The sequence below is a fragment of the Ruegeria sp. CK1 genome, from assembly GCF_056536545.1.
On record NZ_JBQFPX010000001.1, the window covers coordinates 730,163 to 756,501 of the forward strand.

Below are 26,339 nucleotides of genomic sequence, written 5' to 3' on the forward strand. Positions count from 1 at the left end.
GGGTGCTCAACGCCTAAAAACTCTACTCGCAGGAGGGCGCGCCATGGCTGTTTCAGCCGACGCGGATTTCAAGACACGCCTTCAGAACTGGATCCCCAAACTGGTCCTGTCCCCATCGATCGCGATGATGACGGTATTTGTCTACGGTTTCATTCTGTTCTCGGTCTACCTGTCCTTTACCGACAGCCGCATTCTGCCGACCTTTGGATGGGTTGGCTGGGAAAATTACGACAAGCTGTGGCGGCTAAGCCATTGGGAAACCTCACTGATCAATATGGGCATCTATGCAAGCCTGTATATTGTGATCTGCACCTGCCTCGGGCTGGGGCTGGCGATCTTCCTCGACCAGAAAATCCGTGGCGAGGGGCTTCTGCGCCCGATCTATCTGTATCCGATGGCGCTGAGCTTCATCGTTACCGGCACTGCTTGGAAGTGGTTTCTGGACCCAGGCATCGGGTTGGAAAACGTGGTGCAATCCTGGGGCTGGACCAGCTTTGAATTCGACTGGATCAAGAACCGCGACTACGCCATCTACACTGTCGTTCTGGCGGCGGTCTGGCAGACTAGTGGCTTCGTGATGGCGATGTTTCTGGCCGGTCTTCGCGGAATCGACAACGAAATCTTGCGCGCGGCGCAGATGGATGGGGCCTCGAACTGGAACCTGTATCGCCGGATCATTATACCGCAATTGCGACCAGCGTTCTTGTCGGCCTTCGTGATCCTCAGCCACCTTGCGATCAAAACCTTTGACCTTGTGATTGCCTTGACCGGTGGTGGGCCGGGACGCGCAACCGAATTGCCCGCGACCTTTATGTATTCCTACACGTTCACGCGGAACCAGATGGGGATCGGCGCGGCCTCGGCCACGATCATGCTGATGACCATCGCGGCGATCATGATCCCCTACCTGTACGCAGAATTGCGGGAGAAACGTTGATGTCTCAAGCAACTCAGGATACCGCAATCCGCACCGGCCGTGTCACTCGCACGCTGATCTATCTGGTGCTGCTACTGTTCGGCCTGTTCTACCTGCTGCCGCTCTATGTGATGCTGGTGAACTCGGTCAAACCGCTGGAAGAGATCACCGGCGGCGGCATGATGAACCTGCCACAGGTCTTTACGATTGAGCCCTGGCTGAAGGCATGGTCCTCGGCTCAGATTGGTGTCGATCCAACGGGTTTGAAGCCGTACTTCTGGAACTCGATCAAGATGGTGGTTCCGGCGGTGATCGTCTCGACCATTCTTGGCGCGCTGAACGGCTATGTGCTGACCAAATGGCGCTTCAAGTACGACACCATCCTGTTCGGTCTGATGCTGTTCGCCTGCTTCATCCCGTTTCAGATCGTGCTGATCCCGATGGCGCGGATGCTGGGGATCATTGGCTTGGCCGGTACAACTTGGGGGCTGGCGCTGGTGCATGTCGTCTACGGTATAGGCTTTACGACTCTTTATTTCCGCAACTACTATGCCGTCTTCCCGACCGAACTGATCCGGGCTGCGCAAATCGACGGGGCCGGATTCTTCCAGATTTTCTGGCGCATCCTGCTGCCCAGTTCCGGGCCAATCGCCGTGGTGTCGATTATCTGGCAGTTCACCAACATCTGGAATGACTTCCTGTTCGGTGCGTCTTTTGCCGACGCCAACAGCCAGCCGATGACGGTGGCGCTGAACAATCTGGTGCAGTCGTCAACCGGTGTGAAGGAATACAACGTTCATTTCGCAGGCGCCATTCTGGCCGCCATGCCAACTCTGCTCGTCTACATCGTGGCCGGTCGATACTTCGTCCGCGGCCTGATGGCGGGTTCCGTGAAAGGATAAGACCTCATGGGTTTTCTGGACATAGACAACGCGACCAAATCCTACGGGGCGGTCGAGGTACTGCATAAGGTCGATATCTCGGTGCAAGAGGGTGAATTCCTCGTTCTCGTCGGACCTTCGGGCTGCGGTAAGTCAACCCTTCTGAACATGATCGCGGGGCTTGAGGATATCACCAGCGGCGAGATCCGTATCAAAGACCAGGTGATGAACGGGGTGCACCCGTCGAACCGAAACATCGCCATGGTGTTCCAAAGCTATGCGCTCTACCCAAACATGACGGTAGGCCAGAATATTACGTTCGGGCTTGAGATGCACGGTGTGCCAAAGTCCGAACGAGAAAAGGCAATGACCGAGGTTGCCAAGCTGCTGCAGATTGAGCAGTTGCTCGATCGCAAGCCCGGTCAACTCTCGGGTGGTCAGCGTCAGCGCGTGGCGATGGGGCGCGCTTTGGTTCGTGAACCGGATGTGTTCTTGTTCGATGAACCGCTTTCCAACCTCGACGCTAAACTGCGTGTGGATATGCGGACCGAGATCAAGAAACTGCACCAAAACCTTGGCACCACAATCGTCTACGTGACCCACGACCAAATCGAAGCGATGACGCTGTCCAGCCGCATCGCCGTGATGAATGGCGGCTACGTGCAGCAGCTTGGGACACCGCAGGAAATTTATGACACTCCGGCCAATATTTTCGTGGCAACTTTCATGGGTTCACCTGCAATGAACGTAGTGCCCGCGAAAGTGGTTGTGCTGAACGGTCGTCCTCATGCGGAGGTCGCCGTTCATGACGGATCGATGGCGCAACTACAGTTCAGTCAGGACAACCTCGCAGAATGGGATGGGCGAGAGATTTTGCTGGGCATACGCCCGGAAACAATTACCGACATCGATGGAGCGGATAGGAAGTCGTCAAACATCGCGCAGATGACGAACCGGATTGTCGTAACAGAACCCGCCGGATCGGACACCTTCGTCTCGATGCAATTGGGTGGCCAAGATGTAATCGCGCGTATGCGTTCGGATGCTGAGGTCGCGCCCGGGCAGGATTTCCAATTCGCTGTGAACATGGAAAAGGCGGTGGCCTTTGACCCTGAAAGCGAGATGCGGATAACTCCGTGACCAGCCCGGACATCATAATTATCGGCTCTGGTGTCGGAGGGGCAACGCTGGCTGCGGCTCTTGCCCCTTCGGGTCGCCGTATTCTGATCCTGGAACGCGGAGAGCGTCTGGAACCGTCGCCACAGGATCGGGATCCAAAGGCGATCTTTGGCGACGGCCATTTCCGACCTAATGAGACTTGGCTGGATGGCGAAGGGCACCCTTTCAACCCCGGGAACTACTACTGCGTTGGCGGCAACTCCAAGTTTTATGGTGCGGCCTTAATCCGCTACCGGCGAGAAGATTTCGAACCGCGCGTACATATGGGTGGGCAATCTCCTGGATGGCCAATTGCTTATGATGACCTAGAGCAGGACTATACAGCGGCGGAAAAGCTTTACGCAGTGCGCGGAACTGCAGATGAGGACCCGACCGAACCGCCGCATAGTGCTGGATACGCGTTTCCACCGGTTGCGGATGAGCCGGACCTAGTGGAGCTGCGAAAGCGCCTGAGCAACGCCGGGCTAACTCCATCTTCGGTGCCGCTTGGTGTTGATATCGACAGATGGTTGGCGTCGGGCCAGACGACTTGGGATGCGTTCCCTAACACCTGCGGCGGCAAGATGGATGCTGAGACTTGCGCACTGGCCGAGGCTCTCTTGCACGAAAATGTCGAACTATTGACCAGTGCTCCAGCCGATAAGCTCTTAAGCGAAAAGGGTGGGCGGATCACCGGTGTCGAAGTTGCAGGGTATGGCACCTTGCGTGCGCCCGTGATCGTGCTGTCTGCTGGTGCCGTTCAATCCGCAGCACTGTTGCTAAAATCATCAAACGACAATTGCGCGATGGGGGTGGCAAATCGCTCTGATCAAGTCGGGCGGAACTTTATGAATCATAATTGTTCGGCTGTTCTGGCAGTGCATCCACTACGACGGAACCGCGCAGTCTATCAGAAGACGCTGATGTTCAACGACTATTACAATGATGATGGTCAGAGCGGAATGCCGTTAGGTAATATACAGATGTTGGGGAAAATAACTGGGCCAATCCTTGCGTCCCAAACCGGGCTACCTGGCCTTATTGCCGCAATGATCGCGGGTCGCAGCTTTGATTTCTATGCTATGTCAGAGGATCTGCCTAACCCTGACAGCCGGGTAACAGTCGCTGGAGATCAAATTCGGCTGGACTGGAAACGCTCGAATTGGCGCGCGCATGAGGAATTGGTAGCGCGGTTGAAATCACATCTTCGCCGAGCTGGCTTTCCGATCGTCCTGTCGCGCCCATTCGATCGGCGTACGCCGTCTCATCAATGCGGGACCGCGCGGATGGGTCGTGATCCAGAAACCAGCGTGGTCGATCCGTTCTGCCGCAGTCACGATCATCGGAACCTGTTTATCGTAGACGCGTCGGTTCTTCCGACTTCGGCCGCAGTCAATCCGGCCCTGACCATCGCGGCCCTGGCGTTGCGTACTGGTCGCCACATCCTAGAAACGGAGTTTGCAGCATGACCGGAATTGCCTTGGTTACAGGCGGGCAGCAGGGCATAGGGCTTGGTATATCTCGCGCTTTGATCGCGGCGGGTTACAAAGTTGCATTGGCTTCACGCTCCGCTCAGGACAAACAGGTTGTCCGGGACGCATTGGTCGAGCTTGGTCCAAACGCGATTTATGTGCAGCATGACGTGTCTGACATTGATCATGTTCCAACACTTTTGGATCAAGTGGAAGCGCGGCTAGGCCCGGTTTCAACCCTGATCAACAACGCGGGTGTAGGCGTGCCGGTCCGTGGTGACATGCTGAATATAACGCCCGAGAACTGGGATTTCGTGCAGAATATCAATCTGCGTGGGGCATTTTTTCTTGCGCAAGAAGTTGCGAAGCGCATGCTGAAACATCCGCAGCAAGCCTATCAATCGATTGTTTTTGTCACGTCTGTCAGCGCGACAATGGTCTCGATCGAACGAGCAGAATACTGCGTCTCAAAAGCGGCCGCAGCAATGATGGCGCAGCTTTTTTCAGTACGGCTGGCCCCTCATGACATAGGTGTTTTTGAACTGCGCCCTGGCATCATCGCGACGGAAATGACCGCTGGCGTTCGCGACAAATACACAGACCGTATTGAAGGCGGACTTGTCCCCGCCGCACGTTGGGGAGAGCCAGAGGACATCGGATCAATCGTCGTTCCGCTGGTTCGGGGCCAAATGCAATTTGCCACCGGTGCGGCCATCCCCGTTGACGGTGGTCTTTCAATTTCACGTCTTTGATACAGGGCACATCAGAATGTCTGAAGGATATGATTTCATTGTAATTGGCGGGGGTTCAGCAGGTTCAGTTATTGCTGCACGTTTGTCCGAGGAGCCGTCAGCCAAGGTTCTGTTGCTAGAGGCTGGTTCATCCGACCGTCATCCATTTTTTCATTTGCCAGCCGGTTTCGCAAAGATGACCAAGGGCATCGCCAGCTGGGGCTGGTCGACAATTCCGCAAAAGCACATGCAGAACAAAGTTTTCAACTACACCCAAGCCAAGGTGATCGGCGGCGGTTCTGCCATCAATGCACAGATTTACACGCGAGGCGCGGCACAGGATTACGATGATTGGCGGCAGATGGGTTGTGAGGGGTGGAGCTATGCTGATGTGCTGCCCTATTTCAAAAAATCCGAGGACAACGACACCTATGACGATGAGTTCCACAGCAGGGGTGGACCATTGGGAGTATCCATGCCAGCCGCGCCGCTGCCGATTTGCGACGCGTACATCAAGGCGGCTGGACAGCTTGGCATCCCAGAAACGCGCGATGTGAATGGCGCCAAACAGGACGGTGCAGGATATTATCAACTAACGCAGCGCAACGCGCGGCGTTCATCCGCGGCAATGGCTTTCATCTCACCCAATCGCCATCGCGCAAACTTGACGGTGCGCACCGGCGCTCAGGTTCGCCGTATCATGGTGGATAAGGGCAGGGCGACGGGTGTCGAAATGATGAACGGTGACAAAATCGTTGCATCAAATGAAGTCATCTTGTCTTCGGGGGCTATTGGGTCTCCGCGCCTGTTGCAGTTGTCGGGCATTGGTCCGGCGGATCATTTAAACAGCCTTGGCATCGACGCCGTTTGTGACCAGCCTCAGGTGGGCGCAAATTTACAAGATCATTTGGACCTGTATTCCATTTGCGAGGTGACCGGTCCGCACACCTATGACCGCTTTGCCAAGCTGCACCTGTCCGCATTCGCGGGCCTTCAATACCTATTCACCCGTAAGGGGCCAGTGGCGTCTAGCCTTTTTGAAACAGGTGGTTTTTGGTACGCGGACCCGGACGCGCGCTCACCAGACATTCAGATGCATCTTGGGCTAGGTACGGGCATAGAATCCGGCGTCGAAGTGATGCCGAACGGAGGCGTCACCCTAAATGCCTGTTTCTTGCGACCACGGTCGCGCGGCACCGTACGTTTGCAAAGTTCCGATCCCACGGTAATGCCGCTGATCGATCCCAACTATCTGGCAGATCCGTATGACCGAGAGATGTCTATTCGCGGCTTGAAACTGGTGCAGAACATCCTCGCGCAGGATGCATTGAAACCCTTCATTCTTGCCGAACGGCTGCCGGGCCCGGATGTGCGGACCGAGCAGGAGTATTTCGACTTTATCTGCGTGCACTCCAAAACTTCACACCATTGCGCCGGGACATGCCGGATGGGCAGCGATGCCGAGGCAGTGCTGGATCCACGCTTGCGTTTCAACGGGGTCGAGGGGCTGCGCGTCGCAGACGCCTCGATCATGCCGACTGTCAACTCCTCGAACACTAATGCTCCCACCATCATGATCGGCGAGAAAGCTGCTGACATGATCAAACAAGATCAAGGTATCTGAAAAATGATCCGCCATATAGTACTGACCAAATTCCGTCCCGATGTGACCGAAGAAACTATCACGGCCATCTATAAAGGCCTTGCCGACGTGTCGGAGGCCATTCCGGGGGCCAGCGGGTTCACCGGAGGCCGCAGTGAAAGCCCTGAGCAGATCGAACGTGGATATATGCATGGGTTCGTGATCGATTTCGTCGATTGGGCAGTGTTGGAAACCTACCAAAACAACGAAACGCATAAGGCACTGGGCGCTCAACTGGTCGAAAACGCCGTTGGCGGTGTCGATGGAATTCTGGTTCTGGATTTGGAGGTTTGAAATGATGAAACTGGTTTTGCCAAATCCCGAAGGTCAGCTTGAAACCTACGCATTGAGCGGTACGCCATTGGTGCCGCGCGCGCCAAAGGTGCCGCTGACGCGAACCGCTTTTGCGGCGGCGCATGTAGTCTCGGACCCACTAGCGGAACGAAATCCATGGGATGGGCGTCCGGCTGTTGATTGGGACGCGACCTTGCGATTTCGCCAAGGGCTGTGGGATCAAGGACTAGGCCTTGCCGAAGCAATGGACACCGCGCAACGTGGCATGGGCGTCGACTGGGAAACCGCACTAGAGTTAATCCAGCGAACGATGCAGGCTGCAAAGGCGCACCCATTGTCACCTCGGGTGGCCTGTGGGGCGGGGACCGACCATCTACCGCTAAGCGCGTTGAATACGGCGGGTGAAATCCTGTCAGCCTACGAGCATCAGGCCGAGGCAATCGAAGCTGCCGGAGGGCAACTGATCCTTATGGCATCGCGCGCATTCCCTGCGATCAACGCGGGGCCAGACACCTACCACGACGTTTATCGTACGTTGATCGACGGTGCGGCGGAACCCGTGATCTTACATTGGCTGGGTGACATGTTCGATCCGGCACTGACCGGATATTGGGGCAGCAAGGATGTCGAAGTGGCGAGCGACATTGTACTGTCCCTGATTAACGAAAACCCGGGCAAAGTGGACGGGATCAAGATATCTTTGTTGGATCAGGCGCATGAAGAGGCATTTCGTGCTCGGCTACCTGACGGCGTTCGTCTCTACACAGGTGACGACTTCAACTATGCCGATCTGATTGCCGGGGACGGGGATCGCTTTTCTCATGCTCTGCTGGGTATTTTTGCCGCCATCGCGCCTGCGGCTAGTCAAGCGCTTGAAGCGCTCGCATTGAACGATATGGATCGCTATCACGCGCTTTTTGCCCCCACGGTGCCTCTGAGCCGCGAAATCTTTTGCGCTCCGACTCGGTTTTATAAAGCAGGGATCGCTTATTTGGCGTGGCTGAACGGTTCTCAGTCGCATTTCATTATGCCTGGGGGTTTTCAATCCAGCCGTGATATTTGTCATTACGCTCAAGTCTTTAGATTGGCGGATCAAGCAGGTTTGCTCTCAGACCCGGAACTGGCTAAAGCACGAATGAGCACTCTCTTAAGTCTGCACGGAATTGAACAATAGCCTAGATGCGCCGACCCACGATCATAGATGTTGCCAGTAAGGCGGGTGTATCGAAATCGACGGTCAGCCTTGTGCTGCAAGGTAGTCCACAGGTGAAACCGGAGACCCGAACGCTTGTTCATGCTGCAATGAAAGAGATCGGATATGTGTACAACCGATCGGCGGCAAATCTACGATCTACTGGAACCTCTTTGATAGGGTTGGTTATCAACGATCTGACGAACCCATTTTTTACCGAGTTTGCGAGTTCGTTCCAAATGGCATTGGGGTCGCGCGGCTACGCCGTGGTGGTTGCGAATACTAACGAAGATCCCGAAATTCAGGACCAAGTCGTCGAAGCGATGTTAGAGCACGGCGTGTCGGCTTTAATCCTGTCTCCTGCTTATGGAGATGTTTCAAAGACGCTTTCGGCTGTCGAGCGGGCCGGGATACCGCTGATGCAGGTCTTGCGCCAAGTGGATGGCGAGACTGGCAAGTTTCCTTTCATCGCACCTGACTATGCAGAGGGTGGGCGCGCTGCTACGCAACACCTGGTCGAAACCGGTGCGCGCCGGATTGCATTTGTCGGAGGATTGGAAGGTGCTGAGGTCACGCAGGAAAGGCTTTCCGGTTACCTTGATGCAATGAAAAGGAACGGGCTGCAGCCGATTGTGAAAACAGGGAAATCCAGTCGGTCATTTGGTTATGCGGCAACTTCCGAACTGTTTGTCGAGCATCCGGACTGCGATGCTGCGGTTTGCTTCAATGATCTTGTCGCTTTCGGGATGATCAATGCCTGCCACGAATCCAGAACACAGATTGGCCAAGACTTTCAAATTATTGGAATCGACGACATAAAAGAAGCTTCCGAATGCTGGCCTGCTTTATCTACAGTGCATTGCGGAGTTGCAGATTTTGGAGAAAAAGTTGCTGACACTGTTTTGCAGTGGTTGGAGGAGGGAGAGAAGCCCGCGCGGTGCACGCGAACTTCCACGCAACTGGTGTTAAGACAAACTACCAAAAACAAAATTTAATATTTTCGTTCAATACCCTGCTGCACAAATTAAACTGTTTGCGTGTTTGACTGCTAAATCTGTGCCCCAGTTTTTCGCAAAGCCTATGCATAATCCGGGAATGGGTGGCGAATGCTTGGAACGAGGCGTGAAACTGCGGCAGCCGCGTGTATTAGCAAACCACTACCCGGCATCTACCATACATGAGTCCGCGAAAGGCTGATCGACAGCCGGCCAAAAAGGACGCTTTCGCTTAGTTAGTGGAAGGTTGCGAAACTCGGGCTGAGTTCCCCCAGGGGTTGCCACCTGAACGATGTGTTCCGAAATCTGGCTGAACGCACCATAAAAGTGAAACAGAGATTTCACCGCGACCGTCGATTTTTCCGCGAGTTTAATGCCCATTTTTTCGAAAGCTTCAGGGTGATAAACTTGAACGCGCAAGTCGTTGACAAGTAAGTCTATATCTTCATCTAAGCGCAGCCAAACAACTGTTCCCATAGGCTCCAGTCCAGCCCCCAGATGCTGGCCCAGCCCTGTTTCAATATTCATAACTTTGGCCTGTAAGTCGATTGGGTCTCCTGAGACCACTCCGGTTTTTCCGCCAAGCCGAACAGTAACCGTACTGCCGCTTCCCGCATCCTGACAGATACGTATTACGCCCGGATCCCAGAACATGCCGCTGGCGAAATTTGTCATTCCGCGCGATAGCATTGCGGCCAAGAGGTGAGTAGCGTCGCCAGGGGCCCCTCCGCCGGAGTTGTCGCCCATATCAGCCAAAACATAGAGACCAGATTTCGTTCCGACCTGATCAAGTGCTTCTTGCATTGGAACGTAGCGGGTGGTCACCGTATCACGCAGGTCGAAGAAACGACGCCCTAAAGTTTCGGCCAGCTGCTCGGCCAATTGCGGTTGGTTGTCCGAAATAACCAGCATCCGCGCGCCGACGTCTTCAACGTCGGCCCACGGAAAGCAATGGCTGAGCGAGACCGAAAGGATGCCTGACTGGGTTTGGGCCTCGGCCATCTCGGCCACAAAGTCCTTCATGGCTCCCGCTTTGGTGAGATAAAGGTTCACCATTTGCGTGTCAAAATAAGCCATCTGGGGCGTGATCTCACCCTTATGCGTACGTCTGGCCAGATCGAACAATTCGATCGCGCAGGCAGTGGCGTCATCATGAGGGTATTCCCTGAAATGCACGATCAAGTCGCTAGCCGTCAGCATCTTATCGGTCAGGTGGGAATGGAGGTCCAAAGACAACCCAATCGTCGCCGTCGGGCACAGTTCGCGAACGCGACCCAAAATGTCGCCCTCACAATCTTCAATATGCTCCGCGACCATCGCGCCGTGAAGTTGCAACAAGATGATATCCGCGCCGCCGCACTCTGCCAGATCGGACAAAATCTCACCGCTCAGCGCGTCATAGCAGCTGCGAGTGGTCAATCCTGCGGGTTCGGCAACGGCGGCCAGGCTTTCGATGACCTGCCATCCCAAAGTTTCGGCCTTTTCGCGCCACAGGTGCAGCGCCTCGGTCATCAGATTTGGAGGTTCCTGCGTAGCGGTTCCATGGCGCAAAAAATAATCTTCGAAACCCGACATCGCGGTCGGCATTGTGCAAAAAGTGTTCGTCTCAGTCGCTAATGTTGCAATGAATAGTTTCATGGTTTTCCAGTCCGCGACACGTTGAGGATGGCCTCAAGGACCATCCCCATTCCATTAAAGATGTTGTCATATTGCAGCAGCTTTATTCTGCTTTCCACCAACGTTCCATAAAACTACTTCCATCAAGATCCAGGTTGGAACCGAATGTTTCGGGTGTGCCGACACTTGGGCGTGTGGCAAAGACATAGGAGGCAAACATGGGGATCGCCACGCCGCCCTGATTTGCTACGATGTCCTGCATCTCAGCGTACATCTGGCGGCGCTTACCTGTGTCCAACTCGGCCCGTGCTTCGACTAAAATCTTGTCGAATTTTTCGTGCGACCAAAGAGATTCATTCCAAGCCACGCCGGACTGGAACGCCAGGGAAAACATCAAATCTTCTACCGGGCGTCCGGCCCAATAACTGGCGCACCATGGTTTTTTCGTCCAGACCTCGGACCAATAACCATCGTTAGGTTCACGTTTGACTGAAACGTTGATCCCGCATTTCGCTGCAGAGTTCGAAATCAGAGTTGCAGCGTCTACAGCGCCGGGGAATGCTGCGTCAGACGACGAGAGTTCGACATCCAAAGAGTCCAAACCAGCCTGTTTAAGGAAGTACTTTGCCTTGTCAGGGTCAAAGGACTTTTGTTCCAACTCAGAATTGAAATATTTCTGCCCCGACCCGATTGGATGGTCGTTTCCAACCTCGCCGTAACCCAGCAGGATTTTATCTACCAGCTCCTGCCGATCAATGCCACATTTGATCGCCTGACGGATGTTATTGTCGTCAAATGGCGCTGCATTGGTCAGCATCGGGAAGGAATAGTGCTGAGTGCCAGCGACGGAGTGCAGCGTGACATTAGGGTCGCGAGAGATAAACTTGGCTGTCTTGGGGTCGACCTTGTCTGCAATGTCGATAGTGCCTGCCGAAAGGGCAGCCATTCGGGCAGTTGTGTCCAATAGAACGAGCAGCTTCCACTCGTCCACGTGCGCTACATCCGGGTTCCAATGGTTCGCATGACGCACTAGATCCGCCGAAATACCCGGCTGAAAATCTTTCAGCTGGTAGGCCCCGCAGCCAACACCGGATTGCCAGTCGATGGTGTCGCCTTCGGAGGGTAGGATTGCGAAACGATAGTCACTTAGGATGGCCGGGAAATCCGCGTTGCCGCCCTTAAGTTCAAACACGATGGTTCGAGGGCCGTCTGCGCGCAGCGTTTTGACGCCAGCCAATAACGGCGCCCCAGTCGAAGTTGAGTTTTCGCCTCGGTGGTAATTGATTGACGCGATCACATCTTCGACCGTCACGCTGCGGCCATTGTGAAACTCGACCCCGTCGCGCATCTCGAATGTCCATACCGACGCATCTGGCGACGCTTCCCAGGACTGTGCCAACGAAGGCTGCACATTGCTGTCCGCATCGATTGCAGTCAGGAAACCGTTCATCCCAAGGCTTAAAGGGATCAGAAAGCCCGCTGAGATCTGACCCGGATCAAGCTGTTCAGTCGAGCCTCCGTGGCCAATGCCGGCCACCATGCTGCCGCCTTTTTTCGGCGCAGCAGCTATGGCTCGGTCTGCCAACAGTGTGGCCGCACTGACGGTCATCCCGGTTGCCAGCACTCCGCGCATAAATTGGCGTCGATCCACCTGATCAAACTGAAGGCGCCGTTCCAGTTGCCGCACATACTGAAATTTATCCATTGCTTGATCTCCATTGGCAAAGATGTGTTGATTGCAGATTTGCGCGCCAGATTGAGCTTAACAATAACGCAAGATTATGCTTTCTTTAGCGAGTTTAAGCTTGATGGGTTGATCGACCAATGACGAGTGATCTGGCTAGTAATCTTAGGCATCTCTGTGCCGACTACCCTTCTGTCGCTGCAATCTGCAGAGACATTGGGATCAATCACCAACAATTCGCTAAATATCTCAACGGTCGTAGTATGCCGTCACCCAACAATCTGCGCCGCATTGGGCAGTTTTTCGGCGTAGACGAACAAATTTTGCTAGGTGATACAGCAGAGTTGCGTCGTCACACCACGCAGCTGGCCAAAACCGAAGCGGACCGACGCCGAGATCCGCTAATCGACGTATTTCCGGGTGATCTGCAACGACTGCGGCCCTTCTTGGGGTCTTACCAAGTTTATTTCCGCGCGCCGAATGATCCGACCAAAGCAATTGTTAACGTTGCATTTCTGGATGAGCGGAACGGCATGGTTTACAGCCGGGTCGTCGAAGCTTTACGTGACGGGAAATCAACGACCCGCCGCTGGACAAGATGCGATGGCAAAGCTGCCTTTCGCGCAGGGCAGGTTTTTGTTGTTGATTCAGAACGCGGGCCGGACGCGCCGCTTTGCCTTTATATTTTGAATAAACCCCACCGAGACAAGTCCAGACTTTTGTTTGGAAGCATGGCTTACCTTGCCTCACTGCCCGGACGGTCACCGGCTTCCTCACCAGTTGTATGGAAGAAAGTTGAAAATTACCGTTCTGTTCGTGAACTATTTTCGAAATGCGGGATCGTCGATTTGCGAAGCACCAGAATCGAACTCAAGATCCAGCAGCATCTCATTGAAACACCCGAATAGGCGCGGTCGCATAGCCATTATTTGCTGGGAATGGGCGCATTTGAGGCAAATTCTTGGGGTTACAACCCTAAGATAGCAGACACTTCGCGTGCCAGTGCGTGGACTTCATCCGAGGCTACATTGTTCCTCTTTGCTTCCATCACACCCAGGCCACGACCCAGCGCTTCTGCATAAACTACTCGGTTTGCCAGTGACGATTGAAGTTGCGTCGCCTCCAGTTCAGACACTGACTGTGCCACGTGTTCGCCGACGCGGGTACCCGAACGTGTGCGGTTCATGACAATATGTGTTGGCTTCCCAGCTCGGCCCGCCAAATCCAAAATATCATCGGTCGCCCAGACATCTGCTTGACTGGCAGAGACAGGTACCAGAACCAAATCCGACTCGCGCAAAACCCAACGAACATCGCTGTCGGCTTTCGGTGGTGTATCAATCAAAATGACATCGGCCTCACTGCTAACACCACGGATTGCACGCGAAACCCCGTAGGCGGTTGCTGTCGAGAACTGGAGGCTCGTGTTTTCACCGAGAGTCTCTTCGCGAATATCCAGCCATTTTCCAAGGCTGCCTTGGGGATCGGTGTCTAGCAAGGCGACGCTTTTCCCTTCTGCCAGAAACGCGGTCGCTAAGTTGGTCACAAGAGTCGTCTTACCCGACCCTCCTTTTTGCTGCGCTACACAGATAATTCGACCACTCATATCCAGAGACTCCAAGAAATCTTCTGCAGTGCAGCATACGACGAGAATGGGCAAAATGCGATCTTCTTTTTTGGGGCAAAGGTAAGCGAACGCTCCAGCGCACCCTAAAGCTGGTGTTCCTACAAGGCGCTCTGGCACGGAGAACTTTAAAAAATTCAAAAAATTGTATATAATTGGCTGAATTACACAAATTTATGGTCTCGTTCACGGGGCAGGTTATGGGGGGGCGAAAGCCAAAAAATGACCAAGGGAATGGCGGCGAATGGCATGCCTCCATGTCAGTCGCCTTGGCGCTTGGTTTGGGTTTTTTTGTTCTGACGTCGGTCGCAGGTGTGCTGGGGGTGGGGTTAATCGTCGGCTACCGAAATACGTCCGAGTTGCTGACGCAGAAGGCGCAACTGATTATTGGAACTCAACGCCAACAGGTAGAGCGGTATCTGACTGCAGCTTCTGATCAAATCGATTTTATCGCGAGCAGGATCGCTGCGGGAGACGTCGAGCCAGACGGCTCAGAAGAGTTTGTAAGCTTATTGATCGGCGCAGTTTCGGCGACCCCCCAAATCCTTCGAATACAGTTTATTGACAGACAACAGATTCTGACTGGTGTCGAACGTGCCCATGACGAGACGCTCCCGATTTTTTTAAAACTCGGAGACGATGTCGATCTGCGCCAACTTATCGACGAGGCGATTGATACGGGAAAACCCCATTGGGGCAAAATTCTCTGGCGCGAAGAATACGGCCAATCCGTACTGAGTTACCAACGGCCGATCATTCAGCACGGAAGGATTATCGGCGTTCTGTCAGCATGGGTCTCGATTGTGAAATTGTCTGAGTTTTTAGCTGATCAAGAGATGGAGTTCGGCGCAAACGTTTTTATGCTTTACGGGCGGAATGCCGTTTTAGCCCACCCACTTATGGCGTTTGGTTATGCCGGATTGAACCGAGCATCGCCACTTCCTCAGCAAGACCGGTTTTCCGATCCTATAGTTTCCGCGATGTGGCAGCCGAATGATCGCTTTAGCGTCGCAAAATACTTTCTGACCGGCGAGAACACCCGCTTCGTCGCCTACGCGGATTGGGAATACGTCGTATTTTTTGAAGAACTTTCGAACTATGGCGTTCAGCCGCTAATGGTAGCTACCTATTTTGAAGCCCACGACATTATTGCAGAAGCAGCTCGACTGAGATGGGCGATAGTGTTTTGCCTGATCATGGCTGTCATTTCGGCAGGAACGGCGGCTTTAATCGGTCAGAAAATCGCCAGACCTGTGCGGCGACTATCCGACAGTGCGAAGCGTGTTCATGATCTTGATATTTCGAACATCGCGGAAATCGAAGGATCGTTCTTCCGCGAACTGGATGAGGCTGCACGTTCATATAATTTTATGCTCGAAGGTTTGCGTTGGTTTGAGTTGTACGTGCCCAAGCGATTGGTGCGCCAGCTCATGCGCCACCACGCCGGGAAACAGATTAACTCATCTCACCGAGATGTAGCTATAATGTTCACTGATATCGTTGAATTCACAACGCAGTCTGAACATCTGACGGCTCATCAAACAGCGTTGTTCCTGAATGATCACTTTGCTGGTTTAGCCGACTGCATCCAGAAAAACCGAGGCACAATTGACAAGTTCATCGGCGACTCGGTGATGGCTGTTTGGGGCGCTTTGGAACATCAAGATGACGCGGCGGACCTAGCGTGCCATGCAGCAATTGAGATCGCTCGCTGGTTCAAAGAATATAATCAACATGAACGAGAGAAAGCGGGCTTACCCTACTCAGTAAGACTGCGCATCGGGATTCACATCGGTCGTGTTGTCGTCGGCAACATCGGAAGCGAAGGCAGGCTCAGCTATACCGTGGTTGGAGATGCGGTGAATGTTGCGCAGCGTCTGGAAGAAGCTGGAAGAGTTCTAGGGAACACTCAGGCCGAAGCAAATATTCTTGTGTCGAGCTCGGTTCGAAGCGCCTTGGTCGAGCCAATGGAATTTGAGCGCATCGGCGCGCATAAGCTTCGTGGCAGAGAGGAACTGGTCGAAATTTATGCTCTGAAAGCCGACTAGTTGAATGGCTTGAATTTTCGTGAAGCCTAAAGCTTAGCCGCGAAGCGATAAACGAGTTTAGAACAAAATGAGTTTAGGTTTGTCTAAACCTGCGTCGGGTTGCGCCCAATCCTAATAAAAGCATGTTTTCCAGTAAGACTGATTTGCTGAACCGGCGCAAACAGCTTCGACGCAGAATAGATTATAGAAATCGCCTGTTTTTGATTGGGCACAGTGATGCTGTGATAAGGCGCTACCAAGTTTCTTTTTGATATTTTCGAAACAAATTCCAAATTTTGACTTTGTTCAATAAGCGCGTACAATTCAAACAGAATTTCAGTGAAATTTGCAGGTTGGGCCACCTTCAAGAACACAACTAAGATGAAATGGCCATCAGGGGAGGGGGGAATGAAGAGACTTTCTGTTTGTCTTTTTGTCTTCGTGGCACTCGTTGGATGTTGGGAAAAAGAAGAAGAAACATCTGAAACAGTTGTTCGACCAGTCAGAGCAACCGAGATTTCTGACCTATCCAGTTTGCATGATCGGTATTTTGTCGGAACAGCCAGAGCAGCTCGCGAAGTGTCATTGGCTTTTCGCGTGCCAGGCAATGTTGTGGGCGTAGACGTGCAAGTTGGTGACCTTGTCGCAAAAGGCGATGTTGTTGCTGCTCTGGATCCTGCACCTTACCAGGCCGAAGTAGACAGGCTGACGGCAGAACTTGAAAGCGCCCAGGCGACGTTTGACAATGCCAAGTTACAAACGGATCGGCAGCGTTCACTGGTGGAAAAAGATGTTGCGGCTCAGGCAACGCTTGATCGGTTTGTCGCAGGGGAAACATCGGCACAAGCGGCAATCAATTCCGTACAGGGCGCGTTGGACAGGGCCACGCTGGACTTGACCTATACAAGTTTGGCAGCGCCCTTTGATGGCCGTGTCGTGGCAAAGTACATTGAGGATTTTGAAGAAGTCGCAGCGCAAACACCAGTTCTTCGAATTCTGGATGCTGAGCACATCGAGGTCGTCATTGACATTCCCGAGCGGTACATCGCCCTTATCCCACATATCGAGGATATTACCGTCACCTTTGACGCGCTGGGTGATGTGGTTCTGCCAGCAGAAATCAGCGAGATCGGATCAGAGGCTTCGGCTACGACGCGAACCTTCCCTGTGACGTTGATTATGGACCAACCGGCCGATTCACTGGTTCTGCCTGGAATGGCAGGGCGTGTCCGTGGCCAACCAAAGGAAGGCCACGAGCCATTTGACGCGATTATGGTCCCAGCCAGTGCGGTTTTCGTCCCAGAAGGACAAACCGACCCGCATGTCTGGGTGTTCGATACCGGCTCGGAAACTGTAACCGCACGGAAGGTTGCGCTTGGTACACCCCGTTCGCAAGGCGTTGCTATCAGCGAAGGTTTGGACTTCGGCGACGTCGTGGTCACAGCAGGGGCAAATTCATTGCGAGAAGGCCAGAAGGTTTCGTTGCTTTCTGAGGATGAAGGGTAATGGGTCTCGCCGCATTCTCAATCCGCAACGCCAAGTTCATTTGGTTTACGGTTGTTATGCTCACGTTGGGCGGTGTTTCAGCGTTCTTTAGCCTTGGGCAGTTGGAAGACCCTGAATTCACTATCAAGACCGCGGTTGTAACTACCCCCTACCCAGGGGCCAGCCCCGAAGAAGTTGAGCAGGAGGTAACAGAGCGGATTGAACTTAAGCTTCAGGAAATAAAAGAGATTGATTACATCTCAAGTGAAAGCAGAGCAGGTTTGTCGACCATCAAGGTCGAGATCCGCCCGAATTATTGGTCTGAGGAACTGCCCCAAATCTGGGATACACTGCGCCGTAAGGTCAGAGATGTGGAAACCCAGCTACCTCCGGGGGCAGGGCGCCCAGCCATCAACGATGATTTTGGCGATGTTTTTGGCCTGTTATTGGCAATGACTTCTGACGGGTTCTCAGCTCAGGAGCTTGATGGGTTCGCCGAAGATTTCAAGCGAGAGCTTTCACTGATCGACGGCGTAGGCCGCGTCGATCTGTGGGGAGAGCGTGACAGGGTCATTTACTTGGAAACAAGGGAAGAAGCCTTGGCCGCGCTGGGCGTCTCGGCTCAGACTATCCTCAATACCCTGCAAACGCAGAATGCGATTGTGGATGCGGGAATGGTCAATATTGGCGACTATCGCATGCGGATTGCGCCAAGCGGTACCTTTACCAGCCCGGCTGACATAGCGGATCTGGTTGTTCGGCCCAGCGGTCTGGATCAGGTCCAAAGCGGTCAGGGACGAGGGCCCGAGTTGCTTCGTTTGGGTGAAATTGTGGAGGTCAAGGAAGGTTACGCCGATCCTCCTACGACCATGATGCGCTACAATGGCCTTCCCTCGATCGGGTTGGCGATATCTTTCCAGTCTGGTGTTAACGTCGTCAGCGTGGGGCAGGCGGTGGACGCGAAAGTTTCCGAACTGATTGCGGGTTTGCCAATTGGCGTCGAGGTTGAGCGGGTTCATTGGCAGTCCGACGACGTGAACCTTGCAGTTAGCAGTTTTCTGATAAGCCTTGGCCAAGCCGTTGCAATTGTCTTGGTTGTTTTGACCTTGGCGATGGGCGTGCGGATGGGGATCATCATCGGTAGCGGGCTGATCCTAACGATACTCACGACCTTCATTCCCTTGGCAGCACTAGGCATAGACCTGCAACGGATGTCCTTGGGTGCGTTGATCATTGCGCTTGGTATGATGGTCGACAATTCGATCGTTGTGGCAGATGGCGCAATGGTTCGTATGTCGCAAGGAATGGACCGTGCAAAGGCTGCGATCGAGGCGGCCACCCGTCCTGCGATGTCGTTGCTTGGGGCCACCTTCGTCGCAGTTATGGCCTTCTATCCCATTTTCGCGTCGGTTGAGAGCGCCGGGGAGTATTGTCGAACCCTCTTCTCGGTCGTTGGTATTGCACTACTGGTCAGCTGGCTGTTGTCTATGACCGTTACGCCGTTGCAATGCGTTGCTATGCTGCCAGAGCCAAAAGGGGACAGCAGCGAGACTTTCGATACAGGCTTCTATGCCGTCTATCGCCGCTTTTTGGCTGCTGCAATCCGGGTCCGCTACCTGACTATTGGCGTGGCCGTGGCCGCTCTGGTCATTGCGGCGGTTGCTTTTGGCTCTGTAACGCAGCTGTTTTTCCCAACGTCGTCCATGACCAAGTACATGATCGACTATTACGCGCCTGAGGGAACTCGGATCGAAGCTGTCTCTGAAGCCATCACTCGGATTGAAGAACAGGTGGCAATGGATGATCGTGTAACGGGCATCGCCAGTTTCATTGGCGCTGGTCCACCGCGCTTTTATCTGCCGGTCGACCCAGAAGGCACGAACCCGTCCTACGCGCAAGTCATAGTCAACGTTGAGGATTACCGTGACATTCCGGAAATGGCCAAAGCCATCTCGCTTTGGATGTCGGCCAATATGCCAGAAGCGACATCCTTTACGCGCCAGTTTGGCGTTGGCCCCAGTAACACATGGGCATTTGAAAATCGTATCATAGGCCCCGCGAACGCGGATCCAGAAACGCTGCGCGAAATCGGCGACAAGGCCGTTGCGATACTGGATCAGCATCAGTGGACCAAAGTGGCGCGCACCGATTGGCGCAACCGCGTTCTCAAAACCGTTCCTGATTATGATCAAGACAGGGCACGCTGGACAGGTATCACCTATGAAGACCTTGGAAACACGACAAAACGTGCTTTTGACGGTCGTTCGGTTGGCCTTTACCGGGAAGGTGACGAGTTGCTTCCCATTATCGTTCGTCCAGGTGCCGAAGATGTGGCCGCAGTGGACAATTTCGAACTGTTGCAACTTCAATCGCCGTTTTCCGTCGAACCTGTGCCGTTGGCTCAGGTCGTTCGCGGTGTGAATATTCGACCAGAAGACCCAACAATCAACCGTCGCGACCGGCGACGTGTTTTAACCGTTCAGGCCAATCCGATCGACAGCGTCACACTGCCAAGCTATCGCGCTGCCGTTCTCTCAGATTTTGAGGCATTGAAAGCAGATTTGCCTCCGGGTTACAGCATGGAATGGGGCGGAGAATACGAGGACACAGTCTCTGCACAAGCGTCACTGATCCCCGGAATGATCCCCGCATTTTCGATTATGGCCCTTATCGTGGTTGGACTTTTCAATTCGTATCGCAGACCGCTGGTAATTTTCCTAACGGTACCGTTCGTACTTATTGGAATTGTTCCTAGCTTGCTGCTTACCAATACCCCATTTGGATTTGTGGCGCTTCTAGGTGGCATGAGTCTAGCGGGTATGATGATCAAAAACGCAATCGTTTTGATTGATCAGATCAACGACAATTTGGCCGAAGGTCAGCCGGGTTATGACGCTGTGTTGAATGCCGGGGCTTCTAGGCTTCGTCCGGTCGTACTGGCAGCAGCAACGACTGTTTTAGGGGTCATTCCTTTGCTGCCGGATGTGTTTTGGGTGGGGTTAGCCGTTACTATCATGGGTGGTCTGACGGTCGGCACGATGCTCACGATGGTATTGGTTCCGGTGTTATACGCCACGCTGAACGGTATTCGGCAATCATCGAGCGCGGTTTGACTTAGGGTTTCAAAACATTTTGGGGCTGGTTTGTCGCATAAACGATAACAGCGGCTTTGTCTTGGAAACGACTTTTGGGAAGGGGCGTAAGTTGGACAATACAATACTGTTTTTTCTGGTTGGCATTTTTGTAGTTGGCCTTCTTTCTTTGGGCTATTTCGCAAAAGGCAGCGGAGCACTTTTGGTGATCGCAATTCTGATCGGTGTTCTATTAGCGATGATAGCATTCTTTGGAGGGTACTTTGGCGAAACTCCAAAGTGATATTGGGAGCATTTGGGGGAGTTCTAATTCGTTTCGAAAAGACTAGCGGCAGCTAACTTCTGCGTGAAAAACTAATAGCCAATTCAGCTACAAATGCCGTCAACCTGTATAGCTCGCATCGAGCTATACAGGTTGATCAACTTAATACTCGTGAACCACTAATTTCACGGTTCAAAATTATTTAATCACGGCCGGAAGGTACCTCGCCACGCTCCCCGTCGTATGGCGCGTTGCCGACGCATTTCGCGTTTCCAGGATTTTGGCGCGCGCATCCGCTTGCAGAAGACTTGGCAACCGCTTCGGGGGCGGACAGGGCTACTGTTGACGCGCCGCCGACAGCTATTGAATACTTCAACAAAGATGCCACGGCTTCCCTGCGATCTGCGCTTTCCAGTTTGTTATTTTCGGATGATTCAATTTTGGACATATCACTCATTTCCCTATCATCGAAACTAGAGCGCTAGCTTAACATAAAGTCACAATTTTGTCACATTTCGTTTCTTCTAGAAAAGCAAGGCTTTGGTGGATTCTTTCAATCTACTTTGGTCCCAAAATTTCGTTTTTCGCTCACAAGCCACCTTAATCATCCGGCTACCGGGACGAGTGACCTCTAAGCATCATTGATGAGCGGACCTGATCGCATAAGCGTTCGTGATTGAAAAAGAGGCTTGGGACATTATCGGAAGCTAGTTGGTCCTCCAGTATATTGTATTCATGCCATAAAGCTTTGCGCTTTAATGCCTGTTTCGGTGTTTTGGGATTTTAAATTTGTATCCCAATGAGAAACAATTAACCTGAAGTTTATAAAATTGAGCTTTTGGGAGTGCCAATTGACGACGGCAATTTCCGGATTCAGTGGAATCAGAATAACGTCCGTTCAGGTGAAACCTGACGGTGTGTGTGGTTTGTTAGGAGTATGTTGTGAAAGTAGCGATTCTTGCCGGGGGGTGGGGCACCCGTCTGTCTGAAGAGACTGATGTTCGACCAAAGCCAATGGTCGAAATCGGAGGCAGACCAATTCTATGGCACATAATGATGCACTTCTACGCGTTCGGTTACGACGCGTTTTCCATTGCTCTTGGGTACAAAGGCTCGGACATAAAGCGCTGGGCTAAAGACATGGCAAGTCTTGAGGGCGATCTCAGGATTTCGACGTCGGAACGCAAAGTAGATAGCCTTAATGGGGACCGGCCCGATTGGTTGATGGATTTGGTTGAAACCGGGCTCTACACAAATACGGGTGGCCGCGTGAAACGGCTTCGGCACAGTGTCGGCAAAGAGACGTTCTTTCTTGCGTGGGGCGATGGTGTGTCGAACGTTAATCTGTCTGAGATGTTGTCGTTCCATCGCAGTCACGGAAAGTTGGCAACGGCGATGATTGTGCGCCCGCCTGCGCGTTTCGGCCATGTGACACTAGACGGTGACATGATTTCTGCATTTGAAGAAAAACCACAGACTGCCGAAGGGTGGATCAATGGTGGCGTCTTCGTGCTAGAGCCTCAAGTTTTCGACTACATCGAAGGGGATGAGACAGCTTTCGAGAAAGCACCAATGGAAAACCTAGCGCGGGACAGTCAGCTGATGGCGTACCGGCACGATGGGTTCTGGCAGTGCATGGACACGCTGAGGGACAAGCGCACGCTGGAGAAAATCTGGCAGAGTGGCGACGCACCATGGGAAACCTGGAGGGACAACAAATGCGTGTCTTGGTCACCGGCCATCGTGGCTACATAGGGTCGCTTCTTACGAAACAGTTGCTGGATCAGGGGTTTGCAGTCACAGGTTTGGACTGTGACCTCTATCGGTCGTCGAGTTACGGTTCGCATCCTGTTTCTGTCTCTACAATCAATAAAGACATTCGCGACGTCACGGCCAATGATCTTGAGAGTCAGGATGTGGTTCTGCACCTTGCTGGGTTGTCAAATGACCCACTCGGAGACCTGGATCCGGCGTTGACGCGCGATATCAATCACCTTGCCACAGAACGGTTGGCTCAGGCCGCCAAGTCTGCAGGGGTTCAGCGCTTTGTCTTTTCGTCGAGCTGCTCAAGCTACGGTATTGGCGGTGATGACGTTTTAACCGAAGAGAGCCCCTTGCGCCCTGTGACGCCATACGCGGTGTCAAAAATTGAGGGTGAAGAAGCACTCGATAAGCTCGCAAGTGATGATTTTTGCACTGTTGCCCTGCGCAGCGGGACGGCCTACGGGCTTTCCCCGCGCATTCGCTTTGACCTTGTTGTGAACAACCTCACCGCTTGGGCAAAAGCAACGGGGCAAGTGCGACTAAAGTCGGATGGCTCTTCCTGGCGACCGCTTGTACACGCCGAAGACATGGCCAGCGCGTTTGTTGATGCCGCAAAAGCACCTCGGGTCCTAGTGCATCGGCAGGCTTTCAACGTCGGGCGCACCGAAGATTCGATACAGATAAAATCGGTGGCTCATATGGTGAAAGACGCTATTCCGGGCACCAAAATCACTTTCGCTGATGAAGCTTCACCAGATATACGCACCTATCGTGTAGACTGTTCCAAAATCCAACGTATCGGTTTTTCTCCGAAGTGGACTGTACCTGAGGGTATCGCCTCACTTTGCGATGCGTTTGATGAGAATTCAGTTCCGGTGTCGGAATTCGAAGGACCGCGATACCAGCGAGTTGCGCATATCAAAGCTTTGTTGTCGCAAGGTTTGATTGACCGGTCGTTGCGCTGGCAAAACCAGAATGTAGCATGAACGGGATTGCGCCTCATACTGTTCTTGAAACGTGCAGGTCCTGCGGTGGCGGACCTTACCATGTGGTGCACGACTTCGGCATGACTCCAATCGCCGACCGCCTAATTGATCCGGCGAACGAGGTCGACGATTTGCAGGCGCCTCTGTCTCTTGGACTTTGCCCGGATTGCGGATTGGTACAGATCCGGGAGACGGTCGAACCGCGCTATCTTTTTCACAAAGATTATCCGTATTATTCTTCGGTTTCCAAAGCATTGACAGCACATTTTCACAACAGCGCTGACACCCTGATCCAAAAGCTCGGCCTCGGTCCAGAGAACCTTGTTGTAGAAGCGGCGTCCAACGACGGCTACATGCTTCGCCGCTTTAAAGACGCGGGTATTCCGGTACTAGGTATCGATCCTTCGGATGGGCCGGTTCAAACGGCCAGAATGCATGGGGTCGAAACGGTTCATGGTTTTTTTGGGCTTGAGCAAGCTCGTGAACTGGTTGCATCGGGAAAACGCGCTGACCTATTCTTGGCCAACAATGTACTGGCTCATGTCGCAGACACGAACGATTTCGTTGCTGGTATCGCTGAGGTTCTTTCTGAAAATGGCGTCGCCGTTATTGAGTTCCCGTATCTTCTGGATCTAGTGGATAACTGCGCATTTGATACGATTTATCATCAGCACTTACTCTACATTTCTTTGACAAGCGTCGCTCCGATTTTTGAACGTCATGGGCTTTACCTGAACGACGTCGAACGTCTTGCCGTACATGGCGGTTCTGTTCGAATTACGGTGAGCCGTCAAACTTCGAAGACACCCCGATTGAACGCATTGCTTGCTGTGGAAAACGAACGGCGTGTGACTAAGCCAGAGTTTTTTGCGCCACTTTTGGAGCAAATGCAGGATTTGCGACAGGCGTTTAGCCTGATGCTCGAAAACTATCGGGACCGTGGGATCAAATTGGTTGGGTATGGGGCGGCGGCAAAGGCAACGACTTTGTTGCACCATTTTGGTGTATCGCGGTCCGACTTAGCCTTCATCGTCGACAAAAGCCTTTGGAAACAAGGGCTTGAGATGCCTGGGACGCGGATTCCGATCAAGGCACCTGATGCTATTCAGAGTGCCAACGCAGAGGCAGTCGTAATTTTAGCGTGGAATTTTGCAAACGAGATCATGGCTGAAAACACGGATTTTGCTGAAAGGGGCGGTGAGTTCATTGTGCCCATTCCCGAGCTGGTCGTCACGCGTGGTGAATATATGCGAGCCGCGCTATGAAGGCTGATTTGCATACTTGCAAAACCTGCGGTGGTCGGCTGGGACCGGTCTTTTACAAGGTTGATAATGTACCGGTCCACTCTTGTTTGCTTTTGAATAACCGGGATGAGGCGCATGATTTCGCGCGTGGCAATGTCCGACTTGCCCCGTGTCTCGACTGCGGAACGATTACAAACCTATCATTTGACAAGCGATGGTCAGCATACTCGCCCGAGTATGAAGACCAACAAGCGTTTTCGCCCACTTTCAACTCATTCGCAGGGCGCTTGGCACAGGACTTGGTCGAACGCCACGATCTAGTTGATGAAACGGTCATCGATATAGGGTGTTCGAAAGGGGATTTTCTTGCGCTGATGTGCGAGGCGGGGGCGAAGCACGGAATTGGCATTGATCCAAGTGTTGTAGAAGGACGCGTCGTACCGCCGACCCGAGGAAAGCTAGAATTAATTGAAGCGTACTACTCAGAAGACCACACTGAAATCAGCGCCAAACTGATCAGCAACCGCCACACGCTTGAGCATGTGCATGATGTGCATGACATGCTAACTCGAATGCATCGCCACGCCGTTAAATCCGGCGAGGCTGTGACGTTTATCGAGGTGCCGAGTATGACGCGGGTGCTCGAGGATTGCGCGTTTGAAGATATCTATTACGAGCACTGCTCTTATTTTACCCCAGGTGCTTTGGCACGCGCGCTGCGTAAAGCTGGGTTTGGCGTTGAACGGCTTTGGCTGGAATTCGACGACCAGTACCTTTTGGCAGAAGCGAGCACGGATCCGAAGCGCGATCATTCGTTTGATATCGAAGAGCCCGTATCTGGGGTTTTAAAAATGGTTGCTTCATTCGAGAGTAGTATCCCGGATGAGTTAGCCGTTTGGCGTGGTGTGTTAGACAGGGCCCATGCTGAAGGCAGGGATATCGCAATCTGGGGTTCAGGTTCGAAATGCATCGCTTTTTGGCATGCTATGGGAGGCCCAGAGTGTGTCTCTAGGATCGTCGACATTAACCCAAATCGCTGGACAAAGTATCCGCCAAGCCTGCCGCTGCCCATTTCAGAACCTGCGGACTTGCTCCGTTCACCTCCTGACATTGTGATCGCGATGAACGCAATTTACACCAAAGAGATTCAAAACGATCTTTCGTCCATGGGGATCAAAGCTCCGGTTTTAGCTTTAGGCGAGGCAGATAAGGTATCTATCGCTGTTCGAAGTAGAGAATTACAAAGCTAAGGATTGATCGTGAAAGGAGGGTT

General features: G+C 53.0%; 22 protein-coding genes. 18 read left to right on the forward strand and 4 right to left on the reverse strand.

All coding sequences use genetic code 11. The features are described 5' to 3' along the window. Positions 1–43 precede the first annotated feature (43 nt). The 9 genes from ACR0L3_RS03520 to ACR0L3_RS03560 are packed head-to-tail and all read left to right on the forward strand — an operon-like array spanning position 44 to position 9,281. Complete coding sequence (locus tag ACR0L3_RS03520) at positions 44–937, forward strand: carbohydrate ABC transporter permease (RefSeq protein WP_480743682.1); 894 nt, start codon at positions 44–46, stop codon at positions 935–937. Beyond that, positions 937–1,818 (forward strand): carbohydrate ABC transporter permease, encoded by an 882-nt coding sequence (locus ACR0L3_RS03525; protein ID WP_068340098.1) that lies wholly within the window; start codon positions 937–939, stop codon positions 1,816–1,818. Before ACR0L3_RS03520 ends, ACR0L3_RS03525 begins: the two co-directional genes overlap by 1 nt. 6 nt (positions 1,819–1,824) lie before the next feature. Next, positions 1,825–2,937, forward strand: coding sequence for an ABC transporter ATP-binding protein (locus tag ACR0L3_RS03530; RefSeq protein WP_480743684.1), 1,113 nt, complete (start codon positions 1,825–1,827; stop codon positions 2,935–2,937). Beyond that, positions 2,934–4,424, forward strand: coding sequence for a GMC oxidoreductase (locus tag ACR0L3_RS03535; RefSeq protein ID WP_480743686.1), 1,491 nt, complete (start codon positions 2,934–2,936; stop codon positions 4,422–4,424). Before ACR0L3_RS03530 ends, ACR0L3_RS03535 begins: the two co-directional genes overlap by 4 nt. After that, positions 4,421–5,179 (forward strand): 3-ketoacyl-ACP reductase, encoded by a 759-nt coding sequence (locus ACR0L3_RS03540; protein WP_480743688.1) that lies wholly within the window; start codon positions 4,421–4,423, stop codon positions 5,177–5,179. The genes ACR0L3_RS03535 and ACR0L3_RS03540 overlap by 4 nt, the downstream gene beginning before the upstream one ends. A gap of 16 nt (positions 5,180–5,195) precedes the next feature. Continuing rightward, positions 5,196–6,782: a GMC family oxidoreductase gene (locus ACR0L3_RS03545; RefSeq protein ID WP_480743690.1), complete on the forward strand. Its 1,587-nt coding sequence runs from the start codon at positions 5,196–5,198 to the stop codon at positions 6,780–6,782. 3 nt (positions 6,783–6,785) lie between these two features. Continuing rightward, positions 6,786–7,094 (forward strand): Dabb family protein, encoded by a 309-nt coding sequence (locus tag ACR0L3_RS03550; RefSeq protein WP_480743692.1) that lies wholly within the window; start codon positions 6,786–6,788, stop codon positions 7,092–7,094. 1 nt (position 7,095) lies between these two features. Further along, a complete protein-coding gene (locus tag ACR0L3_RS03555; RefSeq protein WP_480743694.1) occupies positions 7,096–8,268 on the forward strand; it encodes a dihydrodipicolinate synthase family protein in 1,173 nt (390 codons plus the stop codon). A gap of 5 nt (positions 8,269–8,273) precedes the next feature. Next, complete coding sequence (locus ACR0L3_RS03560; protein WP_480743696.1) at positions 8,274–9,281, forward strand: LacI family DNA-binding transcriptional regulator; 1,008 nt, start codon at positions 8,274–8,276, stop codon at positions 9,279–9,281. Between the two features lie 162 nt (positions 9,282–9,443). On the opposite strand, the gene ACR0L3_RS03565 is transcribed toward ACR0L3_RS03560, so the two are convergent. Both ACR0L3_RS03565 and ACR0L3_RS03570 read right to left on the reverse strand, forming a co-directional pair. After that, a complete protein-coding gene (locus tag ACR0L3_RS03565; RefSeq protein WP_480743698.1) occupies positions 9,444–10,919 on the reverse strand; it encodes a M81 family metallopeptidase in 1,476 nt (491 codons plus the stop codon). 82 nt (positions 10,920–11,001) lie between these two features. Beyond that, positions 11,002–12,603, reverse strand: coding sequence for an ABC transporter substrate-binding protein (locus ACR0L3_RS03570; RefSeq protein WP_480743700.1), 1,602 nt, complete (start codon positions 12,601–12,603; stop codon positions 11,002–11,004). Positions 12,604–12,722: 119 nt separating this feature from the next. On the opposite strand from ACR0L3_RS03570, the gene ACR0L3_RS03575 reads away from it, so the two are divergent. Next, complete coding sequence (locus ACR0L3_RS03575) at positions 12,723–13,490, forward strand: helix-turn-helix domain-containing protein (protein WP_480743701.1); 768 nt, start codon at positions 12,723–12,725, stop codon at positions 13,488–13,490. 59 nt (positions 13,491–13,549) lie between these two features. On the opposite strand, the gene parA is transcribed toward ACR0L3_RS03575, so the two are convergent. Next, positions 13,550–14,188, reverse strand: coding sequence for a ParA family partition ATPase (parA, locus tag ACR0L3_RS03580; RefSeq protein ID WP_480743703.1), 639 nt, complete (start codon positions 14,186–14,188; stop codon positions 13,550–13,552). A 275-nt stretch (positions 14,189–14,463) separates the two neighbouring features. Here parA and ACR0L3_RS03585 point away from each other — a divergent pair, with 275 nt between their 5' ends. The 4 genes from ACR0L3_RS03585 to ACR0L3_RS03600 all read left to right on the forward strand — a co-directional run bounded on the left by ACR0L3_RS03585 (position 14,464) and on the right by ACR0L3_RS03600 (position 21,093). Continuing rightward, complete coding sequence (locus tag ACR0L3_RS03585; RefSeq protein WP_480743705.1) at positions 14,464–16,254, forward strand: adenylate/guanylate cyclase domain-containing protein; 1,791 nt, start codon at positions 14,464–14,466, stop codon at positions 16,252–16,254. 387 nt (positions 16,255–16,641) lie between these two features. After that, entirely contained in the window at positions 16,642–17,739 is a 1,098-nt protein-coding gene (locus ACR0L3_RS03590) for an efflux RND transporter periplasmic adaptor subunit (protein ID WP_480743707.1), read from the forward strand. Beyond that, complete coding sequence (locus ACR0L3_RS03595) at positions 17,739–20,831, forward strand: efflux RND transporter permease subunit (protein ID WP_480743708.1); 3,093 nt, start codon at positions 17,739–17,741, stop codon at positions 20,829–20,831. The genes ACR0L3_RS03590 and ACR0L3_RS03595 overlap by 1 nt, the downstream gene beginning before the upstream one ends. Positions 20,832–20,922: 91 nt before the next feature. After that, entirely contained in the window at positions 20,923–21,093 is a 171-nt protein-coding gene (locus ACR0L3_RS03600) for a hypothetical protein (RefSeq protein WP_480743710.1), read from the forward strand. Between the two features lie 181 nt (positions 21,094–21,274). Here ACR0L3_RS03600 and ACR0L3_RS03605 read toward each other — a convergent pair whose 3' ends face one another. Continuing rightward, a complete protein-coding gene (locus ACR0L3_RS03605; RefSeq protein ID WP_480743712.1) occupies positions 21,275–21,520 on the reverse strand; it encodes a hypothetical protein in 246 nt (81 codons plus the stop codon). A 494-nt stretch (positions 21,521–22,014) separates the two neighbouring features. Between ACR0L3_RS03605 and rfbF the strand changes: the two genes are divergently transcribed. From rfbF to ACR0L3_RS03625, 4 genes are read left to right on the forward strand one after another with little or no spacing between them, the layout of a single operon-like run. Further along, positions 22,015–22,827 carry a glucose-1-phosphate cytidylyltransferase gene (gene rfbF / locus ACR0L3_RS03610; RefSeq protein WP_480743713.1) on the forward strand — a complete coding sequence of 271 codons (813 nt, stop codon included), beginning with the start codon at positions 22,015–22,017 and terminating at the stop codon, positions 22,825–22,827. Next, a complete protein-coding gene (locus tag ACR0L3_RS03615; RefSeq protein WP_480743715.1) occupies positions 22,791–23,822 on the forward strand; it encodes an NAD-dependent epimerase/dehydratase family protein in 1,032 nt (343 codons plus the stop codon). The genes rfbF and ACR0L3_RS03615 overlap by 37 nt, the downstream gene beginning before the upstream one ends. Then, entirely contained in the window at positions 23,819–25,087 is a 1,269-nt protein-coding gene (locus ACR0L3_RS03620; protein ID WP_480743717.1) for a methyltransferase domain-containing protein, read from the forward strand. The genes ACR0L3_RS03615 and ACR0L3_RS03620 overlap by 4 nt, the downstream gene beginning before the upstream one ends. Next, positions 25,084–26,316, forward strand: coding sequence for a class I SAM-dependent methyltransferase (locus ACR0L3_RS03625; RefSeq protein ID WP_480743718.1), 1,233 nt, complete (start codon positions 25,084–25,086; stop codon positions 26,314–26,316). Before ACR0L3_RS03620 ends, ACR0L3_RS03625 begins: the two co-directional genes overlap by 4 nt. Positions 26,317–26,339: the final 23 nt, after the last annotated feature.

Bases quoted from the DNA above. Each gene is read 5' to 3' on its own strand.
- ACR0L3_RS03520 (WP_480743682.1), top strand. From the start codon at position 44: ATGGCTGTTTCAGCCGACGCGGATTTCAAGACACGCCTTCAGAACTGG.
- ACR0L3_RS03525 (WP_068340098.1), top strand. From the start codon at position 937: ATGTCTCAAGCAACTCAGGATACCGCAATCCGCACCGGCCGTGTCACT.
- ACR0L3_RS03530 (WP_480743684.1), top strand. From the start codon at position 1,825: ATGGGTTTTCTGGACATAGACAACGCGACCAAATCCTACGGGGCGGTC.
- ACR0L3_RS03540 (WP_480743688.1), top strand. From the start codon at position 4,421: ATGACCGGAATTGCCTTGGTTACAGGCGGGCAGCAGGGCATAGGGCTT.
- ACR0L3_RS03545 (WP_480743690.1), top strand. From the start codon at position 5,196: ATGTCTGAAGGATATGATTTCATTGTAATTGGCGGGGGTTCAGCAGGT.
- ACR0L3_RS03550 (WP_480743692.1), top strand. From the start codon at position 6,786: ATGATCCGCCATATAGTACTGACCAAATTCCGTCCCGATGTGACCGAA.
- ACR0L3_RS03555 (WP_480743694.1), top strand. From the start codon at position 7,096: ATGATGAAACTGGTTTTGCCAAATCCCGAAGGTCAGCTTGAAACCTAC.
- ACR0L3_RS03560 (WP_480743696.1), top strand. From the start codon at position 8,274: ATGCGCCGACCCACGATCATAGATGTTGCCAGTAAGGCGGGTGTATCG.
- ACR0L3_RS03565 (WP_480743698.1), bottom strand. From the start codon at position 10,919: ATGAAACTATTCATTGCAACATTAGCGACTGAGACGAACACTTTTTGC.
- ACR0L3_RS03570 (WP_480743700.1), bottom strand. From the start codon at position 12,603: ATGGATAAATTTCAGTATGTGCGGCAACTGGAACGGCGCCTTCAGTTT.
- ACR0L3_RS03575 (WP_480743701.1), top strand. From the start codon at position 12,723: ATGACGAGTGATCTGGCTAGTAATCTTAGGCATCTCTGTGCCGACTAC.
- parA (WP_480743703.1), bottom strand. From the start codon at position 14,188: ATGAGTGGTCGAATTATCTGTGTAGCGCAGCAAAAAGGAGGGTCGGGT.
- ACR0L3_RS03585 (WP_480743705.1), top strand. From the start codon at position 14,464: ATGTCAGTCGCCTTGGCGCTTGGTTTGGGTTTTTTTGTTCTGACGTCG.
- ACR0L3_RS03590 (WP_480743707.1), top strand. From the start codon at position 16,642: ATGAAGAGACTTTCTGTTTGTCTTTTTGTCTTCGTGGCACTCGTTGGA.
- ACR0L3_RS03595 (WP_480743708.1), top strand. From the start codon at position 17,739: ATGGGTCTCGCCGCATTCTCAATCCGCAACGCCAAGTTCATTTGGTTT.
- ACR0L3_RS03605 (WP_480743712.1), bottom strand. From the start codon at position 21,520: ATGTCCAAAATTGAATCATCCGAAAATAACAAACTGGAAAGCGCAGAT.
- ACR0L3_RS03615 (WP_480743715.1), top strand. From the start codon at position 22,791: ATGCGTGTCTTGGTCACCGGCCATCGTGGCTACATAGGGTCGCTTCTT.
- ACR0L3_RS03620 (WP_480743717.1), top strand. From the start codon at position 23,819: ATGAACGGGATTGCGCCTCATACTGTTCTTGAAACGTGCAGGTCCTGC.
- ACR0L3_RS03625 (WP_480743718.1), top strand. From the start codon at position 25,084: ATGAAGGCTGATTTGCATACTTGCAAAACCTGCGGTGGTCGGCTGGGA.